Below are 19,375 nucleotides of genomic sequence, written 5' to 3' on the forward strand. Positions count from 1 at the left end.
CTCCCCGGGTGGCTTACAGCTTGCCGCGCAGGCCGAGGTAGAAGGTACGGCCGTTCGAGTAGAAGGCGCGCGGCCGGTCCTCGTTCTCGGCGTACATCTTGATGGTTTCGTTGGTGAGGTTCAGCGCATCGAAGGTCAGGGTCAGCTTATCCGTCAGCTTGACGTTGACCGAAGCCGCCAGCGACGGCATGTCGTCCACGTGCTGGCTGGCGCCGCGGTCCACGCCGGCCTTGTACTTCGAGCGCCAGTTGTAGGCCAGGCGCGCCGAGTAGCGTTCGTTCTCGAAGTAGCCGGTGACGTTGTACGTGTTCTTCGAGGAGTTGAGCAGCTCGCCGCCATCGTCCAGCTCACCGTCGGCATAGGTGTAGTTGACCAGCATGCCGAAGTTGTTCAGGAAGGGCTGCTGCCAGCTCAGCTCCACGCCGCGGTTACGTCCGCTGGTGTTGTAGGGCGACGTGATCTGGTACTCGGTGAAGGTCTCGCGCTTGTTGTTGTAGTAGCTGCCGGTCGACGTGCCCTGGGCCACGATCGAGCGCAGGTCCATGTAGAACAGGCCGGCCGAGAGCAGCGCCTTCGGTGCGTAATACCACTCGGCGCCGATGTCGAAGTTGGTCGAGCGCACCGGGTCGAGCTGCACGTTGCCGCCGCTGCCGCTCAGGGCGTCGTCGTTGAGCGAGACCGAGCCGCCCAGCGCGCTGTAGTCAGGCCGCGCAATGGTCTTGGCCAGCGCGGTGCGCAGGGTCAGGTCGGGCGTCACGTTGTACTTCAGGTTGGCGCTTGGCAGGTAGTCGCGGTAGGTGCGCTCGAAGGTGGTCGGCGTGTACGGGCCGAAGGCCGACCCAAGGATCGGCGCCGGGCCGCCCGGCAGGTTGACGACCGTGCGCTGGCGTGTCTCGATCGCGCGCAGGCCGATATTGCCGCTCCAGCCGTCGCCGCCGAAGTCGACCATGCCGTACAGCGCCGTCGTCTTCTCGGCCACCTCGAATTCGTTCATCCAGTTATGGCGCAGCACGTAGTCGAGCAGGCGGTTGCCTGGGATCGCGCCCCAGGCGCCGAGCGCGGCGCCATCGTACTTGAAGTATGGGATGCCGCTGTAGCCGCCGATGTCGCTGCCAAAGTCGTCCGGGTACATCTGGCCGTTCCAGGCCGGCTGCGGATTGGTGAAGCCGACCGGGCCCGGGCGGGTCTCGAGCGGATGCTCGGCGGTGCGATTGTGGTCGGTCCAGCGCGCGCCGAAGCGCACCGACTGGAACGTTGGGTGATCGAGACGCAGCTCGCCGTCGAGCTGGGCGTATTCTTCCTTGTCCACCGATTGCGATTCGCCGCCGCCGGCCCAGGCGGTCGAGCCGGGCACGGCGGTATTGCCGCCGGGGTAGCTGACCGAAGCCGGCGAGAGGCCATTGAGCGCATACGCCATGCCGCCGTCGACGTTGTTCTGGTAATAGACGTCGTCGCGGTCCCAGCCCACGCCATGGGTCTTGCCGACCTTGCCGGACAGGCTGAAGCGGTCGCTCACGCGCCATTTGCCGTTGAAGTCGAGGTACCAGGATTTGCCGCCCGCATCCGGACGGTAGATATTGTCGACCTCGCCCGCATTGCGGGTGAATTCGGCCCCCACCAGGGTGCCGTTGCGCACCACCGGATTGATGGGAATCAGGCCCAGGTTGTTGATCGAATTGGCCGGCGCCGCCAGCGAGTTGGTGTTCTGGTGCGGCGCCTCGAGTTTCGAATAGAAGCCGTTCAGGTCCAGCGTCAGGTCGCGGTTCGGGCGCACTTCGAAGTCGAAGGCGCCGCCTTCGCGTTTCTTCTTCTGCTCGAACAGGGCGGCGCCGATAAAGGTCGGCACCACCACGCCGGCCAGCGACGGATCGGCGACCGCCGCCGCGCTGGTCGCGCTGATCGGGGTATAGCCCAGGATTTCCTGGCCGTCGCGGCGCACGCTGGCTTTTTCGGAGAAGCCCTGGATCAGGAAACCGGCGGTATTGCTGGCGTTCTTCCAGCTGACCAGGCCCGACAGGTGCGGCTCGGTCTTGCCCGACAGGTCGTTGTAGTTGGCCTGCACCGAACCCTCGACCGTCAGCTGCTGCTTGAAGTCGAGCGGACGGCGCGTGATGACATTGATGGCGCCCGAGACGCCGCCCTCGACCAGGTCGGCCGTCGGACTCTTCTGGACCACGATCGAGCCCACCAGTTCGGACGGCAGGAGCGAGAAGCTGCTGGAGCGGCCGACGTTGCCGCCGATCTGGTTCAGCACGAACCAGTCGCCGGTGCTGATCGCGTGGCCGTTGAACAGGGTCTGCTGCAGGCTGGGGCTGGTGCCGCGCAGGCTGACGCGGTCGTTCTCGCCGAAGCCGCCCTCGCCGCCGGCCGAGGATTGCGTGTTCACGCCCGGCAGGCGCTGGATCGCATCGGCCACGTTTTTATCGGGCATCTTGCCGATGTCTTCGGCGGTCACGACCTCGACCACGGCGTCGGCATTCCTCTTCTGGCGCAGCGACTGCTCGAGGGCGGCGCGCACGCCGGTCACCACCACCGTCTGCGGCCCGGCCACGGGAGCCTCTTGCGCCTGCGCCTGCCCCATCGACATCGCCACCCCTGCCACCGCCGCCGCGATCGCGGTGCGCTGGTACTGCCGTGCCTTCAACTCGTTCATGTGTCTCTCCAAAACCAGGTTGATTATTCTCTACACACCCCTGCGCTCGCGACCAGGGCGCCTTGTGGTTCTATTTATGAAACGCATTCTGGCGGCATCCGATACACCGGTTTTGTCAAATCTTGCTATCTAATCTGCAATTTTCATCGTGGCGACATCTGCACGTGGTAGGCGTGCTACGTCCTTCGCGGCGCCGCGCTAGGATGCATTGGCGACCATACTGTGATGGAGGCGGTCATGCTCGGCGCAACGAACGGCAGCTCGACTTCGGTCTGGATGGATACCGCCACGGTGCCCGTCTTTCCGCCCCTGGTGGGCGCGCAGGAAGCGCAAGTGTGCGTGATCGGCGCCGGCATCGCCGGCCTCACCGCCGCCTATCTGCTGGCCCGGCAAGACCGGGACGTGGTCGTCATCGATGCGCTCGGCGTCGGCGCCGGCGAGACCGGCCGCAGCACCGCCCATTTCTTCCCGCCCGACGAGTGGTACCACGGCATCGAGCGGCGCTTCGGCTATGCGCAGGCAAAACTGGTGGCCGGCAGCTATGCCCACGCCCTGCAGATGGTCGAATCGATCGTGCGCCGCGAAGGCATCGCCTGCGACTTCGAACACCTCGACGGCTACCTGGTCGTGCAGCACGACGACGACCAGCCGACGCTGGAGCGCGAGTGCGATGCCGCGGTGCGCGCCGGCGTACAGGCCGAACTGGTCAGCGGCGTGCCGGGCCTGGAGTACGGCACCGGTCCCGCCGTGCGCTACCCGGGCCAGGCCCAGTTCCATCCGCTCAAGTACCTCGACGGCCTGGCGCGCGCCTTCATCCGCCGCGGCGGCCGCATCCACGGCGCCAGCCACGCGCGCCGCATCCAGGGCGACCACCGGCGCCAGGTCGTATCACTCGACCAAGGGCAAGTGCGGGCGCAGCATGTGGTGGTGGCAACCCACACGCCGTTCAACGACCGGGTGGTGATGCATACCAAGCAGGTCGGCTATCGCAGCTATGTGATCGGCTTGCGGGTACCGCACGGGACCTTGCCGCACCTGTTGCTGTGGGACCTGGGCGATCCCTACCACTATGTGCGGCTGGCATCCGGCATCGATGGCGACGAGGTGCTACTCGTGGGCGGCGCCGACCACAAGACGGGCCAGGACGGGCATCCCGGCCACCGCTACGACGAGCTGGAACGCTGGGCCCGCGAACGCTTCCCGCTGGCGCGCGAGCTCGCCTGGCGCTGGTCGGGCGAAGTGATGGAACCGAGCGACGGGCTGGCCTTCCTGGGCCGCAATCCGATGGACGACGACAACGTCTACCTGATCACGGGCGACTCCGGCAATGGCATGACCCACTGCACCATCGGCGCCATGCTGGTGACCGACCTGATCATGGAGCGGCCGAATCCGTGGAGCGCACTGTACGACCCGGCACGCAAGCCTGTGCATGGGCTGGGCGAATTCGCCAGCGCGCAAGCCAATGTGGCGGCGCATTATGGCGAGTGGCTGGGCGGCGGCGAAGTAGATTCGGTGCAGGCAATAGCGCCCGGCGAAGGCGCGGTGCTGCGCGAAGGCTTGCGGCGGGTGGCGGTCTACCGCGATCCCGAGGGAGCGCTGCATGCGCTGTCGGCCAGGTGTACCCACCTCGGTTGCGCCGTCCACTGGAATAGTGCAGAAGAATCCTGGGATTGCCCCTGCCATGCCTCGCGGTTCGATGTCGAAGGTAATGTGCTGCACGGGCCGGCGCCGGCGCCGCTGGCGAGGATCGTGCTGGCGCCGGGCGACGTCCCGCCACCGCAGGATAGACGCAGCAGTGCGCGCGGCGGCATGCGGTAGATAGCGTTACGCGGCTGGATGCGCGAACACCGGCGCGAGCCGGTGTTCGGGATGGCGGCCGGGGAAGCCGCCCTTGCTGCTTGAAGCGCTACGGCTGGATCAGTAGCCGCGGCCGGTGGTGCCAGTCGTACCGGTTGTACCGGTCGTACCGGTCGTACCGGTGGCGCCGGTCGTCCCAGTGGTGCCGGTCGAGGTGCCGGTGCGGCCAGTGTCATCCATGGTGCCGGTGGAACCGCTGGTGCCGCTGCTGCCGCTGGTGGTGCCGGTAGTACCGGTAGTGCCGGTCGTTCCCGTAGCGCCGGTGGTGCCCGTGGCGCCAGTCGTACCCGAGGTTCCGGTCGTGCCGGTGGCGCCCGACGTGCCGCTGCTGGTGCCGGTTTTGCTGCGGCGATCGCGGTCACGCTTGTCTTGCGGATCGGTGCTCTGCATGCTGCCGGTCGCCCCGGCCGACGAGCTGCCGCTGGTGCTGTCGCTCATGGTGCCGGTCTGGCTGGTGCCCGAGACGCTGCCGATCTGGCCCGACGTGCCGGTGGCCGACGTGCCGGTGGTGCTGGTTTGTGCGTGGACGGCAGTGGCACCGAACATGGCGGCGGCGACCGATGCGCCGAGCATTCCTTTGAGTAGCGTATTCATTTTCATGGTGTTCTCCTCAATTTCACAATGTATCAGGGGGCGGTACCCGGCGCGCAGCAATTAATGGTTGGCGTTTTGCGTCGAGTGAGGATTCCAGTGTAAGGACATGCTACGGATGGGAGCGCACGGTAGCCGCGCGGAAACACATCATCGTCTTTTAATTTCGCGTATTTTGCTCGCATCTTCCATTTATTGCAGAGCTCCCGTAGCAGCCTGTGCCGAGAGCGTACCGAGCTGCGTGTAGAGGGGAAGCACCACGCTGCGGTCGTCTGGATAGACCCGGTTCGACAGGAAGACATAGAAACTTTGTGAACTCGGATCGGCCCACAGGATGCATCCGGTGAATCCCGTGTGACCATAGCTGCCGACCGAATACAGATTGCCGCGCGGCCGCTTGGCATACGGCGAATCGATGTCCATGCCCATTCCCCGCAGCGCGGCGATGCCTGGCGGCGACTGCGTCGTCGTCAGCAGGCGCACGCTTTCCGGCGTGAGTATGCGCGCCCCGTCGAGTTCTCCATTGCCCATCAACATGCGCGCGAAGCGGGCGACGTCGCCCACGGTCGAGAACACGCCGGCCGAGCCGGCCCCGCCACCCATGCGGCGTACGGTCGGATCGTGCACCACGCCCTGCAGCGCCGCGCCCGGCGCCAGGTCGCCATGGGCGGTAGGCAATTGCGCCGCTTCGGTGGCGCCGCGCTGGGTCGGTGCGATTACCGTCGCCGGCATGCGCTCCAGCGGACGGTAGCCGGTAGTGCGCATGCCCAGCGGCGCAAAGATGCGCTGCTGGGCGAAGCGGTCGAGCGGCATGCCGGCCGTGCGCTCGACCAGCAGGCCGAGCAGGATGTAGTTGATGTCCGAGTAGCGGAAGAAACTGCCCGGCGGATGGGTTACCGCCTGCGCGCAGGCCAGCGCCAGCGCAGCGGCCTGGCCCTGCCACGCCGGCTTGGCCGGCAGGCCGGACGCAAGCCCCGAGGTATGGGTAAGCAACTGGCGCACCGTGATCGCCTCCTTGCCGCCGCCGCTGCATTGCTCGAAGTAGCGCGTGATCGGCGCCTCGAGGTCGATGCTGCCCTCCTCGGCCAGCATCAACACCGCGGGCGCCGTGACCAGCACCTTGCTCAGCGAGGCCACGTCGAAGACGGTGTCTTGCGTGACGGCGTCCGCGCCTTCTTCATAGCTGAGCTTGCCGTAGCCGCGCTGGTAGCGGGCGGCGCCGCGTTCCAGGTGGTACACCGCGCCCGGCAGCTTGCGGGCGGCGATGGCGCCCTCGATGGCGTGGTCGATTACCGCTACGCGGGCGGGATCGAATTGGGTGTCGGCTGTCATGGTGGCGGGCGTCGGTTGGTGAACGCAGCTGGCGAGCAGCATGGCAGCGGGAAGCATACGAAAAGAATATCTCAGCATCATGAAGAAATAGTACTACTACAGCAGGCACGGCGAGCGGACACGGCGTTTTTGGGTGGCCGCGCACGCGATTTTTTCCATCGGCGTATCATGGATCCATGATTCCTTTCTCGATACTCGACCTCTCGCCGATCGCTGAAGGCAGCGATGCGGCCACCTCGTTCCAACGTTCGCTCGACCTCGCACAGCATGGCGAACGCTGGGGTTACAACCGCTTCTGGCTGGCCGAACACCACGGCATGCCGGGCATCGCCAGCGCCGCCACTGCGGTGCTGATCGGCCACGTGGCGGCCGGCACCTCGCGCATCCGCGTGGGCGCCGGCGGCATCATGCTGCCGAACCATTCGCCGCTGGTGATCGCCGAACAATTCGGCACGCTCGAGGCGCTGCATCCGGGCCGCATCGACCTGGGCCTGGGCCGCGCGCCCGGTTCCGACCACACTACCGCGCGCGCCCTGCGCCGCAACCTGTCGTCGGATGCCGACGAATTCCCGCAAGACGTGGTGGAGCTGATGGATTATTTCGCCGGCTCGACCCGCCGCCCGGTGCAGGCCGTGCCCGGCGCCGGCCTGGACGTGCCGGTCTGGATCCTCGGCTCCAGCCTGTTCGGCGCCCAGCTGGCGGCCCACCTCGGCCTGCCGTATGCATTCGCTTCGCACTTCGCGCCGCAGATGATGATGCAGGCGATCGATATGTACCGCAGCAATTTCCGCCCGTCGGAACAGCTCGACAAGCCATACATCATGCTGGGCTTTAATGTGTTCGCCGCCGAGACAGACCAGGAAGCGCATTTCCTGGCGACCTCGATGCAGCAGGCTTTCGTCAACCTGCGCACCGGACGCCCGAGCAAGCTCAAGCCGCCGGTGAGCGGCTACCTGGAAGCACTCGACCTGCCCGAACGCATGATGCTCGACAGCGTGCTGTCGTGCTCGGCGATCGGCTCGCGCGTAACGGTGGCGCACCAGCTGCGTGCGTTCATCGAGAAGACCAAGCCGGATGAGTTGATGATCACGTCGCAGATTTATGACCACGCGGCGCGGCTGCGGGCGTACGAGATCACGGCGGAGATCCAGCGCGCCGCTTGACCGCTCCTGAACGACACGTAAAAAAACCGCCCGTCCGGCGCATGCCGTACGGGCGGTTCCTTTTACTGCATGTCGTTACGGCAGCGGCTTGCCGTCCACATCGATCTTGCGCACCTCGCCCAGGTTCAGGGCGCGGATGTCCTTCTCGACCTTGGCCATGTCGCCGACCACCACCCACACCAGGCGATCCGCGATGAAGCTGCGCGATGCCAGGGCGTTGGCCTGTTGCGGCGTGAGCGCCAGCGCCTTCTCGGTGTAGGTGTTGTAGTAGTCCTCGGGCAAGCCGTACTGCAGGATCGTGGAATAGGCCCCCGCCAACTGCCCCGCGGTCTCGAAGCTGCCCGGCAGGCGCAGGGTTTTATTGTCCTGCGCGAACTTGAGCTCGTCGTTCGCGATCGGCTTGGCGCCGGCAATGTTGCGGTACTCGCCAACCAGTTCCTTCAGCGCGTCGCCGGTCTTGTCGGTCTGTACCGGCGAGATACTCATGAACTGGCGCTGGCCGATCGCCGGCGACACCATGCTGCGCACGCCGTACGACCAGTGCTTGTCCTCGCGCAGGTTCATATTGATGCGCGAGCTAAAAGTGCCGCCGAACACGTCGTTGACCAGTTCCAGCGGCAGCGCCTCGGGGCTGTTGCGCGGCGGCGCCAGCTGGCCGCCCAGGATCACGCTCTGCAGCGCGCCGGGACGGTCGACCAGGTAGACCACTGGCGCCGCGCGCGGCGCCACCTCGGCGATCGCCTTGTTCGGCACTTCTCCCGCTTTCCACGACGCGAACGCTTTCTCGAGCATCGGCTTGATCTCGGCCAGCGTGGTGTCGCCCACCACCAGCAGGGTGGCGTTGTTCGGCTTGAACCAGGTCGCGTGGTAGTTCGCCAGGTCGGTGCGGGTCATGCGCTTGACGGCGTCCTCGGTACCGGTGCCGGTGCCGGGCTTGGCGTACACATGGTTGGCGCCGTACAGCAGCGCCGGCGCCACGCGCATCGCGATCGATTGTGGATCGGACTTCTCGCGCGCGATCGCGGCCAGGCGGTCTTGCTGCAGGCGCGTGAACTCGTTCTGCGGGAAGGACGGGTTCAGCACCAGGTCCGAATACAGGTTCAGCGCCTGCGGCAAGGTGGCCTTGAGCGCATTCATGCCCACGAAGGCGCCATCCAGGTTGGTGCTGGCGCCGAAGGTAGCGCCCAGGCTTTCCAGCTCTTCGCCGATCTGCAGCGACTTGCGGGTGCGCGTGCCTTCTTCGAGCATGCGCAGCGCCAGGCTGGCGACACCCGGCATGTCGGCGCTGTCCGAGGCGTAGCCGCTGTCGACCAGCAGTTGCAGGTTGACCACCGGCGCCTCATGGCGCTCGGCCAGCACGACCTTCAGGCCGTTCGACAAGGTGGTGCGCTGCATCGACGGCAGCTTGAGCGACATCGCCTTGCCCGCTTCCGGGGTCTTGCTGCGGTCCAGGCCGGTCTCGGTGGCGGCCAGGCCGGTCGGGAACGGATCGATCTGCAGCACGAAGTCGCCGTCGCCGAGCCAGTCGTTCATCGCTTTCTTTACCGTGGCCGGGGTCGCATCCTTGATGCGCTGCAGGTAGACCTTGTAGCAGTCCGGGTTGCCGGTATAGGTCTCGCACGAGGCCAGCAGGTCGCTCTTGCCGCCGAAGCCGCCGACGCGCTCGATCATGCGCGTGTACTGGGCCAGGATCGCGGTCTTGGCCAGGCGCAGTTCGGCGTCCGTCGGGCCGCTCTTCATCAGCGCGCGCAACTCGTCGTCGGCGACCTTTTCCATATTGGCGACGTCGCCGCCCGGACGTGCGGTCAGGGTCATGCTGAACTGGCCGCCGATCTCGGACGAGCTGTCGCTCGCGGTGGCGCTGGTGGCCAGCTGGTCCTGGTACACCAGACGCTTGTACAGGCGCGAGGTCTTGCCGCCGCCCAGCACGCGCGCGCCCAGGTCGAGCAGCGCTTCCTCTGGCGTGTGTGCGCCCGGCACGTTCCAGGTGCGGTAGACGCGCGATTGCGGCACGCGGTCCTGCGCCACCGTGCGATGGGTGCCGGTGCGCTTGGCGATCCAGGCGTCATGCTTGGCCAGCGGCGGGCCTGGAGGAATCGCGCCGTAGTACTGCTCGACTTTCTTGCGCGCTTCTTCCGGCGAGATGTCGCCAGACAGCACCAGCACCGTATTGTTCGGGCCGTAGTTCTGCTTGAACCAATCCTGCACGTCGGTCATCGAGGCCGCGTCGAGGTCTTCCATCTTGCCGATCACGGTCCAGGAATACGGGTGGCCGGCCGGATAGGTATTGGTCGTCAGCAATTCCCAGGCGATGCCGTAGGGCTGGTTCTCGTACTGGCGCTTTTCGTTCTGCACCACGCCGCGCTGGATGTCGAGTTTCTTCTTGTCGACCGTGCCCAGCAGGTGGCCCATGCGGTCGCTCTCGGCGAACAGCGCATAGTCGAGCATCGAGGTCGGCACGTTCTGGAAGTAATTGGTGCGATCCTGGTTCGTAGTGCCGTTCAGGTCGGTCGCGCCGATGCGCTCCATCGCATTCAGGTAGGTGTGGTTGAAGTTGTCGCTGCCGCTGAACATCAGGTGTTCGAACAGGTGGGCAAAGCCGGTCTTGCCCACTTTCTCGTTCTTCGAACCCACGTGGTACCAGGTATTGATCGCCACCACCGGCGTCTTGCGGTCTTCATGGACCAGCACCGTCAGCCCGTTCTTGAGCGTGAACTTGGTGTACTTGATGTTTGGGATCGGGATGTCCGGCACGGCGGCCGGCTTGGCCGGTGCGGCGTGGAGGGAAGATACGCTGGTTGCGAGCGCGAGCGCTGCCGCCAACTGGATGCTGCGACGAACGGAAACTGCCATGCTGCTCCTCCTGAAAGAGTCGGGGAAGGACGGAATGAAACTGCAAGGCGCGCCCCGAGGGACGCGCCTTGCCAAACATTCATTCTAGGCAGGTTTCACGTTGTCAACAAACAAAAACATGCGTGCATACGCCGGGCTGGCGCTACTTCATGCGCCGCGCATCGCCCGGGGACCTCATTTTGGAACAATACGCAGCAGGCTGCCCTTGGCTTCGTCGGTCAATACATACAGCTGGCCGTCCGGGCCCTGGCGCACGTCACGCACCCGCTTGCCGACCGGCAGCAGTTCCTGGGCCGTTACCTTGCCCTGGGCGTCGAGCTGCACGCGACGCACATCCTGGCCGGCCAGGCTGCCGCTGAACAGGCTGCCCTGCCATTGCGGGAAAGCCTTGCCCGTATAGAAGGCCAGCCCCGATGGCGCCGGCGACGGCGTCCATACGACGATTGGTTGCTCCGTGCCCGGCACCACCTTCATGCCGATCGGTTCGCGCGTGCTGTAGTCCAGCGTATAGCTTTGCAGCGGCCAGCCATAGTTCTTGCCCGCCTCGACCACGTTGATCTCGTCGCCGCCGCGCGAGCCGTGCTCGTTGGCGTACACGCGGCCGCTCTTCGGATCGCGCGCCAGGCCCTGCACATTGCGGTGGCCGTAGCTATGGATTTCCGGGCGCGCATTGGCCTGCCCGGCGAAGGCGCCCTTGCCGACCGGCTGGCCGGCATCGGTCAGGTGCAGGATCTTGCCGGTGTGCGAAGCCAGGCTCTGGGCATGGTCGCGCGCCAGCATATTGCCGATGCGCTGGGGCGTGTTGCCGCCATCGCCGATGCTCATCAGGAGCGTGTTATCGGGCAAGAACAGCAGGCGCGAGCCGAAGTGCTGGCCGCCGCTCTTGGCCAGGTTGACCGCGAAGAGTTGCTTGATGCCGGTCACGCGCTTGCCGTCGAATACGCCCTGCACCAGCACGGTCCGGTTTGCTTCATCGGTGCCGCTCGACATCGTCAGGTAGATGCGCGGATTGGTTTTATCGGCGGGGTGGACCGCGATGTCGAGCAGGCCGCCTTGGCCGCTGGCATACAGGTTCGGCAAGCCGTCGAGAGGAATTTGCTGGAAGCTCTTGCCGTTTAACACATGCAGGGTGCCCTGCTTGCCGGTGACGAGCATGCGGCCATCCGGCAGCCAGGCCATGCCCCAGGGTTGCGGCGCGCCGGTGGCGACCGTTTCAAGTTTCCAGCCCTTAGCGAGCGGCGGCTTGTCGACCGGCGTCACTTCCTGGGCCAGCGCCGTTGCACCGACCGTTGCCAAAGTGGCGGCAAGAACCAGTTTTTTGCTCAAGAACTTCCTGACAATACTCGGCATAACTTCCTCTCTCAAAAAACATTGAACACTTGACATCGTAGCTGATTCGCCGCATTTTCCGTCATTTTATCTGCACGATCGCAGCAATCGGCGTATCATTGACGGTTCAGTGAACCAGCGTAAGGACCTCCTTCAATGATTCAGCGACGCTCCTTCCTCAAGAGCTCCCTCCTCCTCGCATCTTCCTCCCTCGCCCTTCCAACCCTTGCCAAGAATACATCACCTGACAGCAGCATCCTGTCCGGCGAATGCTGCCTGCGTTTCTACAATACGCACACTGGCGAGAAACTGAAGAGCACGTTCTGGGCCGAAGGCGAGTTCGTCCCTGATGCCCTGAAAGACATCAATAAAGTGCTGCGCGACCACCGCAGCAACAAGATCGCGGAAATCGACCCTGAACTGCTGCTGCTGCTCGGCCAGCTCAATGGCAAGCTCGACAACAGCAAGGAATTGCACATCATCTCGGGCTACCGCGCACCTGAATCGAACGCCTTGCTGCGCAGCCGCGGCAGCGGCGGCGTCGCCAAGCGCAGCCTGCACATGGATGGCAAGGCAATCGACATCCGCCTGCCGGGCACCGACCTGCGCAACCTGCAGAAAGCGGCAATGTCGCTCAAGGGCGGCGGCGTCGGCTATTACGCCAGCTCGCAGTTCGTCCATATGGATACCGGCCGCGTACGGTATTGGTAAGAGCATGACGCGGAATCTGCTCCGCGTTATTGCTTCGCTCGCCATGGGCTCCTCGCTCATGGCCGCATCGCTGTGCCTGCAGGCCCACGCTGCCGGCCAGAGCACCGTCACCGTCAAGTCCACCCGCGACCCGGTCGACAAGTCCTACCGCAAAATGATCAAGGGCATGGAGCGCTTCGACCGCGAACGCGCCTTCGCCCCGAATGCCACCCTGCGCTTCCAGCTGCTGCCGCGCCTGCCGTCAGTGGATATGCGCGGCATCACCCTGCGTATCGCGGGCGACACCGTGTCGGTGCCGGTCGAGATCGACGCCAATAATTATTTCGTCTTGCCACGCAACGCCCAGGCCCTCCAACAAGACGCCGCCGTGCTTGCCAGCCGCAAGACTGCCAGCATGACTTGGCGCGCGCGCATCGAAACTCCTGGTTTGCCGCCCGGCACGCGCCGCCTGGGCGACCTGCGCCTGGAATGCCGGGTCGGCAAGGAAGCCGGCCTGGTCTCGAACAGCTCGCCGCTCTTCGGCTGGATCTCGGACGCGCTGAATACACCCGAGGGCGTGTGCACCAGTCCGGATGGCAACTACCTGTTCTTCGCCGAACGGCCGATCTTCGCGGTCACCCTGCGCGCGGGCGAGCGGGTCGAAACCCTGCCCTTCAATATGCTGTATGCCGGCGGCGAACAGACGCCCGACATGCTGCCATTCTGCGATTGCCAGGTGCTGCTCGACCGCACCTATTACGTGCCGCTGTGGGATGCGAGCTGGCCCGACGATACGCTGGTCGAGTTCGAGTACATGGTCGACGCACCGAACGAGGCAGCGCCATGAAGCCGTGTCTTGTCTTGTGCGCGGCGCTGCTGGCGGGTTGCGCGACGCAGCCGGCGCCGCCGGGCGCCGTCATCGCGGCCGAGCGGCTGTCCACGACCGTGGTGGCCGGGCGCACCACGAAGGCGGAGTTGCTGGCCGCTTTCGGCCCGACGAAAAACGTGCGCTTCGACAGCGGCTACGAAGCCTGGGTGTATCAGTCGCCGGCCGGCGGCGGACAATTCTCGGAATTCGTCGTACTGATCGATCCGTCTGGCGTGGTGAGCAAGACGCGCACGCGGTCCCCGTGAACGGTCGCCGAATTCATCTACAGTGTGTCACCTAACAAACACGCTGCGCTAACTCTGCGAAGGTATTGGCAGGGCGATCTTCGCCACCTGTACAAACATTCACGGAGGAATCATGACGACCACTGCAGACGACAACTTCAACGACTGGCTGCGCGATGCCCACGCGATGGAGAAGCAGGCCGAACAGATGCTGACCGCGCAGGCCGAGCGTCTCGAACACTACCCTGAGCTGCGCGCGCGCATCGTCCAGCATATCGACGAGACCCGCTGGCAGCATAGCGTGCTCGACGAGATCCTGGCCCGCCGCGGCACCGACAACTCGGTCCTGAAGGACCTCGGCGGCCGCCTGGCGGCCTTTGGCCAGGCCGTGGGCGGCATGGCGGCCAGCGACGAAGTCGTCAAGGGCGCGATGGCCGGCTATGTGTTCGAGAACGTCGAGATCTCGAGCTATACCGCACTGATCGCCGCCGCGAAATCGGTGGGCGATACGGCAACCCAGGCCCAGCTCGAGCAGATCCTGGAGCAAGAGAAAGCGATGGCGGCCTGGCTGCTGGACCACCTGCCGCAAGTGACCCAAGCCTTCCTGGCGCGCTCGGCGACTCCGGGCGTGGAAGCGAAAAAGTAAGTTTCGAGCGCTTGTAGCCGCCCATTTATTGGGCAAAAACAATGGTTTGGACCGGTGCGGTTTGCGCTGATCCAAACCATTCGTCATTTGGTGCATAAAAAAATCGACCACGCTGTCGAATCCTGGACCGTTGCTTCGTCGTAGTATTAGAGGGTTGTCCTCTGTTACTACTTACCCAGGAGTCCAGCATGTCCACCAGTACCGTTGAGCTGCACCGCGTGATCAAGTCCACGCCAGATCGCCTGTTCCGCGCCTTCACCACTGCCGGCGCCTACGCCAAATGGCTGCCGCCATACGGCTTCTTTGGCACTGTCCATGAGATGGACGGTCGGGTCGGCGGCCGCTACCGGATGTCCTTCACCAACCTCACGAACGGCCACAGCCATTCCTTCGGCGGCGAATACCTGGAACTCGATCCCGGCAAGCGCGTGCGCTACACAGCCGAATTCGACGACCCGCAATTGCCCGGCCAGATGCAGACCACGATCGTCATGCGCGAAGTGTTCTGCGGGGTCGAGGTCCATATCAGGCAAGAGGGTATTCCGCCCCAGATTCCAACCGAGCTGTGCTACCTGGGCTGGCAAGAGTCGCTCGAGCAGCTGGCGAAACTGGTCGAACCAGAAATCAAGGACTGACCCCGCTCTGTAGCCCGCGCGCCACGGTCGTGCTGGCATTCGCTGGCACAATTGCGCAAGTTAACACACCTGTGGAGACGGACATGCTTGCCAGGCGCATGTGGAACCTGCTATTGCTGTTCAGTGCCATGCTTATCGGCATCGGCTTGCTTGCCTGCGGCGGGGGCGGCGGCAGTCCTGGTACGCCCGGCCCGGTCACTCCACCGCCGGCAACTACCGGGTCGCTGGCCGTCACCGCCAGCGGCCTGCCGCCCGGCGTCAACGCCGCCGTGCGCGTCACCGGCCCCGGCAACTACCTGCAAGACCTCACGCAGTCGCAAACCCTCGCCAATCTCGCACCCGGCAGCTACAACGTGTCGGCCTCGCCGGTAACAAACGGCGGCGTCACCTACCAGCCAACACCGGCGTCGCAGGCGACGACTGTCGGCGCCGGCGCCACCGTGACTGCCACGGTGAGCTATGCGAGCAGTGCGCTCTCCCTCGGCCTGACGCGCGTCGTCGACAATCTCGACAACCCGACCTTCCTGACCTTCCAGCCCGGCGACAGCCGCCTGTTCGTCACCGAGCGGCCGGGCCGGGTGCGCATCGTCGAGAACGGCAGCACGCGCGACATGCCCTATCTCGATATCCGTGGCCTCGTCTCCACCGATGGCGAAGGCGGCCTGCTGTCGCTCGCCTTCGATCCGCAGTTCGCGCGCAACGGCTATCTCTACGTCTATTACACCGACCTGGAGCGCCATATCGTGATCCAGCGCTTCGACGCCGGCGCCACGCCGACGGTGGTCAATCCGACGTCCGGCCTCGTCATCCTGCGCATCCCGCACCCCACCTACCAGAACCATTTCGGCGGCCAGCTGGCCTTCGGCCCGGATGGCTATCTCTACCTGGCGACGGGCGATGGCGGCGGCGGCGGCGATCCGCAGGGCAATGCCCGCAACCTGGACAGCCTGCTCGGCAAGCTGCTGCGCATCGACGTGAGCGACGCCACGACCACACGCCCCTATACCATCCCGCCCGACAATCCCTACCGCGATAGCGCCGGGCGCCGGCCCGAGATCTGGGCATCGGGGCTGCGCAATCCATGGCGCTTCAGCTTCGATGGCAGCCAGCTCTACCTGTCCGACGTCGGCCAGGACCGGCGCGAAGAAGTCAATATCGCCGCCACAAACCAGGCCGGGCTGGATTACGGATGGAACGTTATGGAAGGCACCTTGTGCTACGGCGCCGCGACCTGCAATCGCACCGGCCTGACCTTGCCTGCCTTCGAGTACGACCACGGCACGGGCGGCGCCAATGGCTGCTCGATCACCGGCGGCTTTGCGTACCGCGGCCGCGCCCTGTCCGAGCTGGCGGGCCATTATTTCTATTCCGATTTCTGCGGCGGCTACCTGAAGAGTTTCCTTGCCACTGGCAACGGCATCGTCGAGCAGCGCGACTGGGAAATCGGCGATATCGGCCGCGTCGTGTCCTTCGGCCAGGATGCCGATGGCGAGCTGTACCTGCTCACGGGTGGCGGCGCCATCCATAAAATTGGACGCGGCGCGACACAATGAGTTTAGAATAAAGAGATGGCACGCTTACAACTCGATCTTCCCGAAGACCAGTATTACTATTCGACGCAGCTGACAGTCCGGGTCACGGACATTAACGCCGCCAACCACCTGGGCAATGAATCGATGATCGCGATGATCTCCGAGGCCCGGGCGCGCTTCCTGTTTGAATTTGGTGTCGCTGAGACCGAGCGCGACGGCAATGGCATCATCGTCACCGACCTGGCCGCGACCTACCGCGCCGAAGCGTATGGACGCGATCAATTGCTGTTCGAAGTCGGCGTCATGGATTTCAACAAATACGGCGGCGACCTGATCTTTCGCATCACCCGCCCGCGCGACAAGACCCTCATCGCCATGGCCAAGTCTGGCTTCGTCTTCTACAACTATAAATCCAGCCAGGTGTGCTACATGCCTGACGACTTCCGCAACAAATTCGATCGCGTGAACTGGATCGACTAGATCGGCCAACTCGACACCCTATGCACGCCCCGTCCCGGTTTCCGGCACGGGGCGTTTTGTTATTGAAAAATAGTTGGAACTTTTTGGGGCGCTCGGCGGAATACAAGAAAAGAACACTGCCATGACCATGACGACCGAATCCACCGATATCGAACTGCTGCGCCAGGTCCACGCCGGACAGGCCGATGCGTTCACGGCGCTGTACCGGCGGCACCAGGGCCCCTTGTACCGCTACGCGCTGCTGCGCTGCGGCTCGGGCGATGCGGCGGCCGATATCGTGCAGGAGGCGTTCATGGGCTTGCTGACGGGCCGGCTCGGCTACGACCCGCTGCGCGGCCAGTTGCAGCACTTCCTGTTTGGCGTGGCGCGCAATCTCGCGCTCAAGCTCGACGAAGCGCGCCAGCGCCATCCGCAATTGCCCGAGCCGCTAGACGACGACGGCGAGCCCGACATGGATGCGGCCAGCGAATCGGCCGGACCGCTGGCGCGCCTGCTCGGCAACGAGGCGGCGGAAGAAGTGCGGCGCGCGCTGTCCCTGCTGGCGCCGCACTACCGCGATCCGGTGATCCTGTACGAGCTGCACGACCTGTCGTACCAGGAGATCGCAACCGTCTGCCAGGTCGATATCGGCACCGTGCGTTCACGCCTGGCGCGCGGCCGTGCAGCACTGGCCAAGCGCCTGCACGCGCTGCAACCCGTACCGTCGCATGACGCACACCTTGCATGAGGCGAATCGAATGCGGCTGACGCTGGAAGGAAAGACACGATGAAACACGACGACGAATTCAAGGACGACACCATCGACCCCGCATTGGCCACCCGCTTCGCCGCGTTGCGCAGCGAGCTGGCCGGGCATGATGCGCCGCGCTGCGTGGAAAAGGAATTGCTGCAGGCCTTCGCCCGCCAGTTCCCCAAACGGCAGCCCTGGTACCGCACGCTGTCGCTGCCCCAGTGGGGCACGGCCGGCGCCCTGGCGTCGCTGTGCGGCGTGGCCCTGCTGCTGGCGCTGGCGCCGCACCAGGCGATCACGGTCGGCCCGCCGGTGATCGGCATCGACAATGGCGCCGCCTTCATCGCGCTCGAATCGCTGGAGCGGATCGAGAGCGAGCCCCATGCCCGGGTGGTCGAGGCCGAACTGCCGCAGACCGCGCTGGCGTCGCTGGGCATGCCGCTCAATCCGCAGACCGCGGGCGACACCGTGCGCGCCGAGATGCTGGTGGCCGAGGACGGCCATCCCCTGGCGGTGCGCCTGAGCGCCGTCAACTGACAAGATTCATCGTGAGGACTGTATGCAGACCAAAAACATCCTGATCGCCACCCTGCTGGCAACCGCCTTCGCCCCGGCCCTCGCCCTGGCCGAGGATTTCACGCTCGAACAAGGCAGCGACGGCGAACGCCGCATCGTGATCCGCCAGGGCACGGTCACCCTGCCGCCCGGCCAGCAGGCCGCGCAGCGCGCCGGCGACAGCGCCAGCCTGAATGGCGCCATGCTCAGGATTTCCACCTCGGGCATCGTCAAGAATGCGCCCTACAGCGCCGAAGCCGTCTCGGAAAGCATGCAGCAACTGGCCGACGGCAACCAGATCGTGAGCAGATCGAGCTCGATGCAGTACCGCGACAACGCCGGCCGCACCCGGACCGAAGTGCGCGGCGACGACGGCAAGCTGCGCACCATCACCATCAGCGATCCCGTGGACGGTGCGCGCTGGATCCTCAACCCCGAGCGCAAGACCGCGACGCGGATCGGGATGACGTCCGAACGGGCCCGGGCCGAAGCGGACGCGGCGCGCGCCGCGGCGGCGCAAGCCCGGATCGCGGCGGCCCAGGCCCGCGCCGAGGCGCGTGCCGAGGCCGACAGCGCACGCGCCGTGGCCGACCAGCAGCGCAAGATCGCCGAGCAGGCCCGCGTGGCCGCCGACCAGGCGCGCGCCCGCATCGACGAGTTGCGCAAGGAAGGCAAGCTGCCCGAGGGCACGCACATCATCGTCAAGGATGCCCAGCGCGGCGCCGAACTGAAGGATGTGCGGGTGCGCGTCGCCCAGCCGGCGCAGGCGGCCCTGCCCGCGACGCGTGCGATGTCGGCCCAGATCGCGCCGTTGATCGTCGGGGCGGTCAACGACGGCAAGTGGTCGGCCAAGGCGGTCACGCGCGAGCTGGGCGAGCGCGATTTCTCGGGCCTGCGGGCCCAGGGCAACCAGCGCAGCTACACGATCCCGGCCGGCGAGATCGGCAACCGCGCGCCGATCGACGTCAGCAGCGAGACCTGGTACTCACCCGAGCTGCAGGTCACGGTCTACCACAAGCGCAGCGACCCGCGCAGCGGCGAGGTGGTGTACAAGCTGGAAAACCTGAAACGCGGCGAGCCGCCTGCCGCCCTGTTCAGCGTCCCGTCCGACTACAAGGTGCACGATCCGCTCAAGGTGGGCAGCAGCACGACGCGTGGCTAGGCCGACTAGCGCCGGGCGCATCCGGCCCCGAATAGAAACGGCGCCCTGCGG

The 19,375-nt window shown here is 65.4% G+C and carries 17 protein-coding genes; 12 read left to right on the top strand and 5 right to left on the bottom strand.

All coding sequences use genetic code 11. The features are described from left to right. Nucleotides 1-13: 13 nt before the first annotated feature. Nucleotides 14-2,653, bottom strand: coding sequence for a TonB-dependent receptor (locus tag E8M83_RS04320; RefSeq protein ID WP_137172159.1), 2,640 nt, complete (start codon nt 2,651-2,653; stop codon nt 14-16). Between the two features lie 237 nt (nt 2,654-2,890). Here E8M83_RS04320 and E8M83_RS04325 point away from each other — a divergent pair, with 237 nt between their 5' ends. Then, nucleotides 2,891-4,474: an FAD-dependent oxidoreductase gene (locus tag E8M83_RS04325; protein WP_137172160.1), complete on the top strand. Its 1,584-nt coding sequence runs from the start codon at nt 2,891-2,893 to the stop codon at nt 4,472-4,474. A 99-nt stretch (nt 4,475-4,573) separates the two neighbouring features. Here E8M83_RS04325 and E8M83_RS04330 read toward each other — a convergent pair whose 3' ends face one another. Both E8M83_RS04330 and E8M83_RS04335 read right to left on the bottom strand, forming a co-directional pair. Next, nucleotides 4,574-5,113: a hypothetical protein gene (locus E8M83_RS04330; protein WP_137172161.1), complete on the bottom strand. Its 540-nt coding sequence runs from the start codon at nt 5,111-5,113 to the stop codon at nt 4,574-4,576. Nucleotides 5,114-5,296: 183 nt separating this feature from the next. Then, on the bottom strand, nt 5,297-6,436 hold the full coding sequence (locus E8M83_RS04335) for a serine hydrolase (RefSeq protein ID WP_229491416.1): 1,140 nt from the start codon (nt 6,434-6,436) through the stop codon (nt 5,297-5,299). Nucleotides 6,437-6,612: 176 nt separating this feature from the next. On the opposite strand from E8M83_RS04335, the gene E8M83_RS04340 reads away from it, so the two are divergent. Beyond that, nucleotides 6,613-7,599, top strand: coding sequence for an LLM class flavin-dependent oxidoreductase (locus tag E8M83_RS04340; protein WP_137172162.1), 987 nt, complete (start codon nt 6,613-6,615; stop codon nt 7,597-7,599). Between the two features lie 75 nt (nt 7,600-7,674). Here the strand turns inward: E8M83_RS04340 and E8M83_RS04345 are convergent, their stop codons facing one another. Continuing rightward, nucleotides 7,675-10,452: a pitrilysin family protein gene (locus tag E8M83_RS04345; RefSeq protein WP_137172163.1), complete on the bottom strand. Its 2,778-nt coding sequence runs from the start codon at nt 10,450-10,452 to the stop codon at nt 7,675-7,677. A 174-nt stretch (nt 10,453-10,626) separates the two neighbouring features. Next, nucleotides 10,627-11,778, bottom strand: a complete 1,152-nt coding sequence (locus E8M83_RS04350) for a PQQ-dependent sugar dehydrogenase (protein ID WP_229491417.1) — start codon at nt 11,776-11,778, stop codon at nt 10,627-10,629. Nucleotides 11,779-11,937: 159 nt separating this feature from the next. On the opposite strand from E8M83_RS04350, the gene E8M83_RS04355 reads away from it, so the two are divergent. The 10 genes from E8M83_RS04355 to E8M83_RS04400 all read left to right on the top strand — a co-directional run bounded on the left by E8M83_RS04355 (nt 11,938) and on the right by E8M83_RS04400 (nt 19,324). After that, on the top strand, nt 11,938-12,492 hold the full coding sequence (locus E8M83_RS04355; RefSeq protein WP_137172165.1) for a DUF882 domain-containing protein: 555 nt from the start codon (nt 11,938-11,940) through the stop codon (nt 12,490-12,492). Nucleotides 12,493-12,535: 43 nt separating this feature from the next. Beyond that, nucleotides 12,536-13,318, top strand: a complete 783-nt coding sequence (locus E8M83_RS04360) for a hypothetical protein (protein WP_137172166.1) — start codon at nt 12,536-12,538, stop codon at nt 13,316-13,318. Next, the gene (locus E8M83_RS04365) at nt 13,315-13,605 is read left to right on the top strand and encodes a hypothetical protein (RefSeq protein WP_137172167.1); all 291 of its coding nucleotides are present in this window, start codon (nt 13,315-13,317) and stop codon (nt 13,603-13,605) included. The genes E8M83_RS04360 and E8M83_RS04365 overlap by 4 nt, the downstream gene beginning before the upstream one ends. A 112-nt stretch (nt 13,606-13,717) precedes the next feature. Beyond that, nucleotides 13,718-14,230, top strand: coding sequence for a ferritin-like domain-containing protein (locus E8M83_RS04370; protein WP_137172168.1), 513 nt, complete (start codon nt 13,718-13,720; stop codon nt 14,228-14,230). Nucleotides 14,231-14,418: 188 nt separating this feature from the next. Continuing rightward, complete coding sequence (locus tag E8M83_RS04375; protein ID WP_137172169.1) at nt 14,419-14,865, top strand: SRPBCC family protein; 447 nt, start codon at nt 14,419-14,421, stop codon at nt 14,863-14,865. An 83-nt stretch (nt 14,866-14,948) separates the two neighbouring features. Beyond that, a complete protein-coding gene (locus E8M83_RS04380) occupies nt 14,949-16,418 on the top strand; it encodes a sorbosone dehydrogenase family protein (RefSeq protein ID WP_137172170.1) in 1,470 nt (489 codons plus the stop codon). 15 nt (nt 16,419-16,433) lie between these two features. Then, entirely contained in the window at nt 16,434-16,877 is a 444-nt protein-coding gene (locus E8M83_RS04385; protein ID WP_137172171.1) for a thioesterase family protein, read from the top strand. Between the two features lie 121 nt (nt 16,878-16,998). Further along, complete coding sequence (locus tag E8M83_RS04390) at nt 16,999-17,604, top strand: RNA polymerase sigma factor (protein ID WP_137172172.1); 606 nt, start codon at nt 16,999-17,001, stop codon at nt 17,602-17,604. A 39-nt stretch (nt 17,605-17,643) separates the two neighbouring features. After that, complete coding sequence (locus E8M83_RS04395) at nt 17,644-18,144, top strand: hypothetical protein (RefSeq protein ID WP_137172173.1); 501 nt, start codon at nt 17,644-17,646, stop codon at nt 18,142-18,144. 22 nt (nt 18,145-18,166) lie between these two features. Continuing rightward, a complete protein-coding gene (locus E8M83_RS04400) occupies nt 18,167-19,324 on the top strand; it encodes a hypothetical protein (RefSeq protein WP_137172174.1) in 1,158 nt (385 codons plus the stop codon). Nucleotides 19,325-19,375: the final 51 nt, after the last annotated feature.

Origin of the sequence: Massilia sp. HP4, assembly GCF_005222695.1 — a bacterium.
Taxonomy (GTDB): Bacteria; Pseudomonadota; Gammaproteobacteria; order Burkholderiales; family Burkholderiaceae_D; genus Telluria.

What these genes read in the sequence shown, in the direction of transcription:
- E8M83_RS04400 (WP_137172174.1), top strand. Translation starts at nt 18,167, where the DNA reads ATGCAGACCAAAAACATCCTGATCGCCACCCTGCTGGCAACCGCCTTC.
- E8M83_RS04335 (WP_229491416.1), bottom strand. Translation starts at nt 6,436, where the DNA reads ATGACAGCCGACACCCAATTCGATCCCGCCCGCGTAGCGGTAATCGAC.
- E8M83_RS04325 (WP_137172160.1), top strand. Translation starts at nt 2,891, where the DNA reads ATGCTCGGCGCAACGAACGGCAGCTCGACTTCGGTCTGGATGGATACC.
- E8M83_RS04345 (WP_137172163.1), bottom strand. Translation starts at nt 10,452, where the DNA reads ATGGCAGTTTCCGTTCGTCGCAGCATCCAGTTGGCGGCAGCGCTCGCG.
- E8M83_RS04365 (WP_137172167.1), top strand. Translation starts at nt 13,315, where the DNA reads ATGAAGCCGTGTCTTGTCTTGTGCGCGGCGCTGCTGGCGGGTTGCGCG.
- E8M83_RS04390 (WP_137172172.1), top strand. Translation starts at nt 16,999, where the DNA reads ATGACCATGACGACCGAATCCACCGATATCGAACTGCTGCGCCAGGTC.
- E8M83_RS04330 (WP_137172161.1), bottom strand. Translation starts at nt 5,113, where the DNA reads ATGAAAATGAATACGCTACTCAAAGGAATGCTCGGCGCATCGGTCGCC.
- E8M83_RS04360 (WP_137172166.1), top strand. Translation starts at nt 12,536, where the DNA reads ATGGGCTCCTCGCTCATGGCCGCATCGCTGTGCCTGCAGGCCCACGCT.
- E8M83_RS04380 (WP_137172170.1), top strand. Translation starts at nt 14,949, where the DNA reads ATGCTTGCCAGGCGCATGTGGAACCTGCTATTGCTGTTCAGTGCCATG.
- E8M83_RS04375 (WP_137172169.1), top strand. Translation starts at nt 14,419, where the DNA reads ATGTCCACCAGTACCGTTGAGCTGCACCGCGTGATCAAGTCCACGCCA.
- E8M83_RS04355 (WP_137172165.1), top strand. Translation starts at nt 11,938, where the DNA reads ATGATTCAGCGACGCTCCTTCCTCAAGAGCTCCCTCCTCCTCGCATCT.
- E8M83_RS04370 (WP_137172168.1), top strand. Translation starts at nt 13,718, where the DNA reads ATGACGACCACTGCAGACGACAACTTCAACGACTGGCTGCGCGATGCC.
- E8M83_RS04395 (WP_137172173.1), top strand. Translation starts at nt 17,644, where the DNA reads ATGAAACACGACGACGAATTCAAGGACGACACCATCGACCCCGCATTG.
- E8M83_RS04340 (WP_137172162.1), top strand. Translation starts at nt 6,613, where the DNA reads ATGATTCCTTTCTCGATACTCGACCTCTCGCCGATCGCTGAAGGCAGC.
- E8M83_RS04320 (WP_137172159.1), bottom strand. Translation starts at nt 2,653, where the DNA reads ATGAACGAGTTGAAGGCACGGCAGTACCAGCGCACCGCGATCGCGGCG.
- E8M83_RS04385 (WP_137172171.1), top strand. Translation starts at nt 16,434, where the DNA reads ATGGCACGCTTACAACTCGATCTTCCCGAAGACCAGTATTACTATTCG.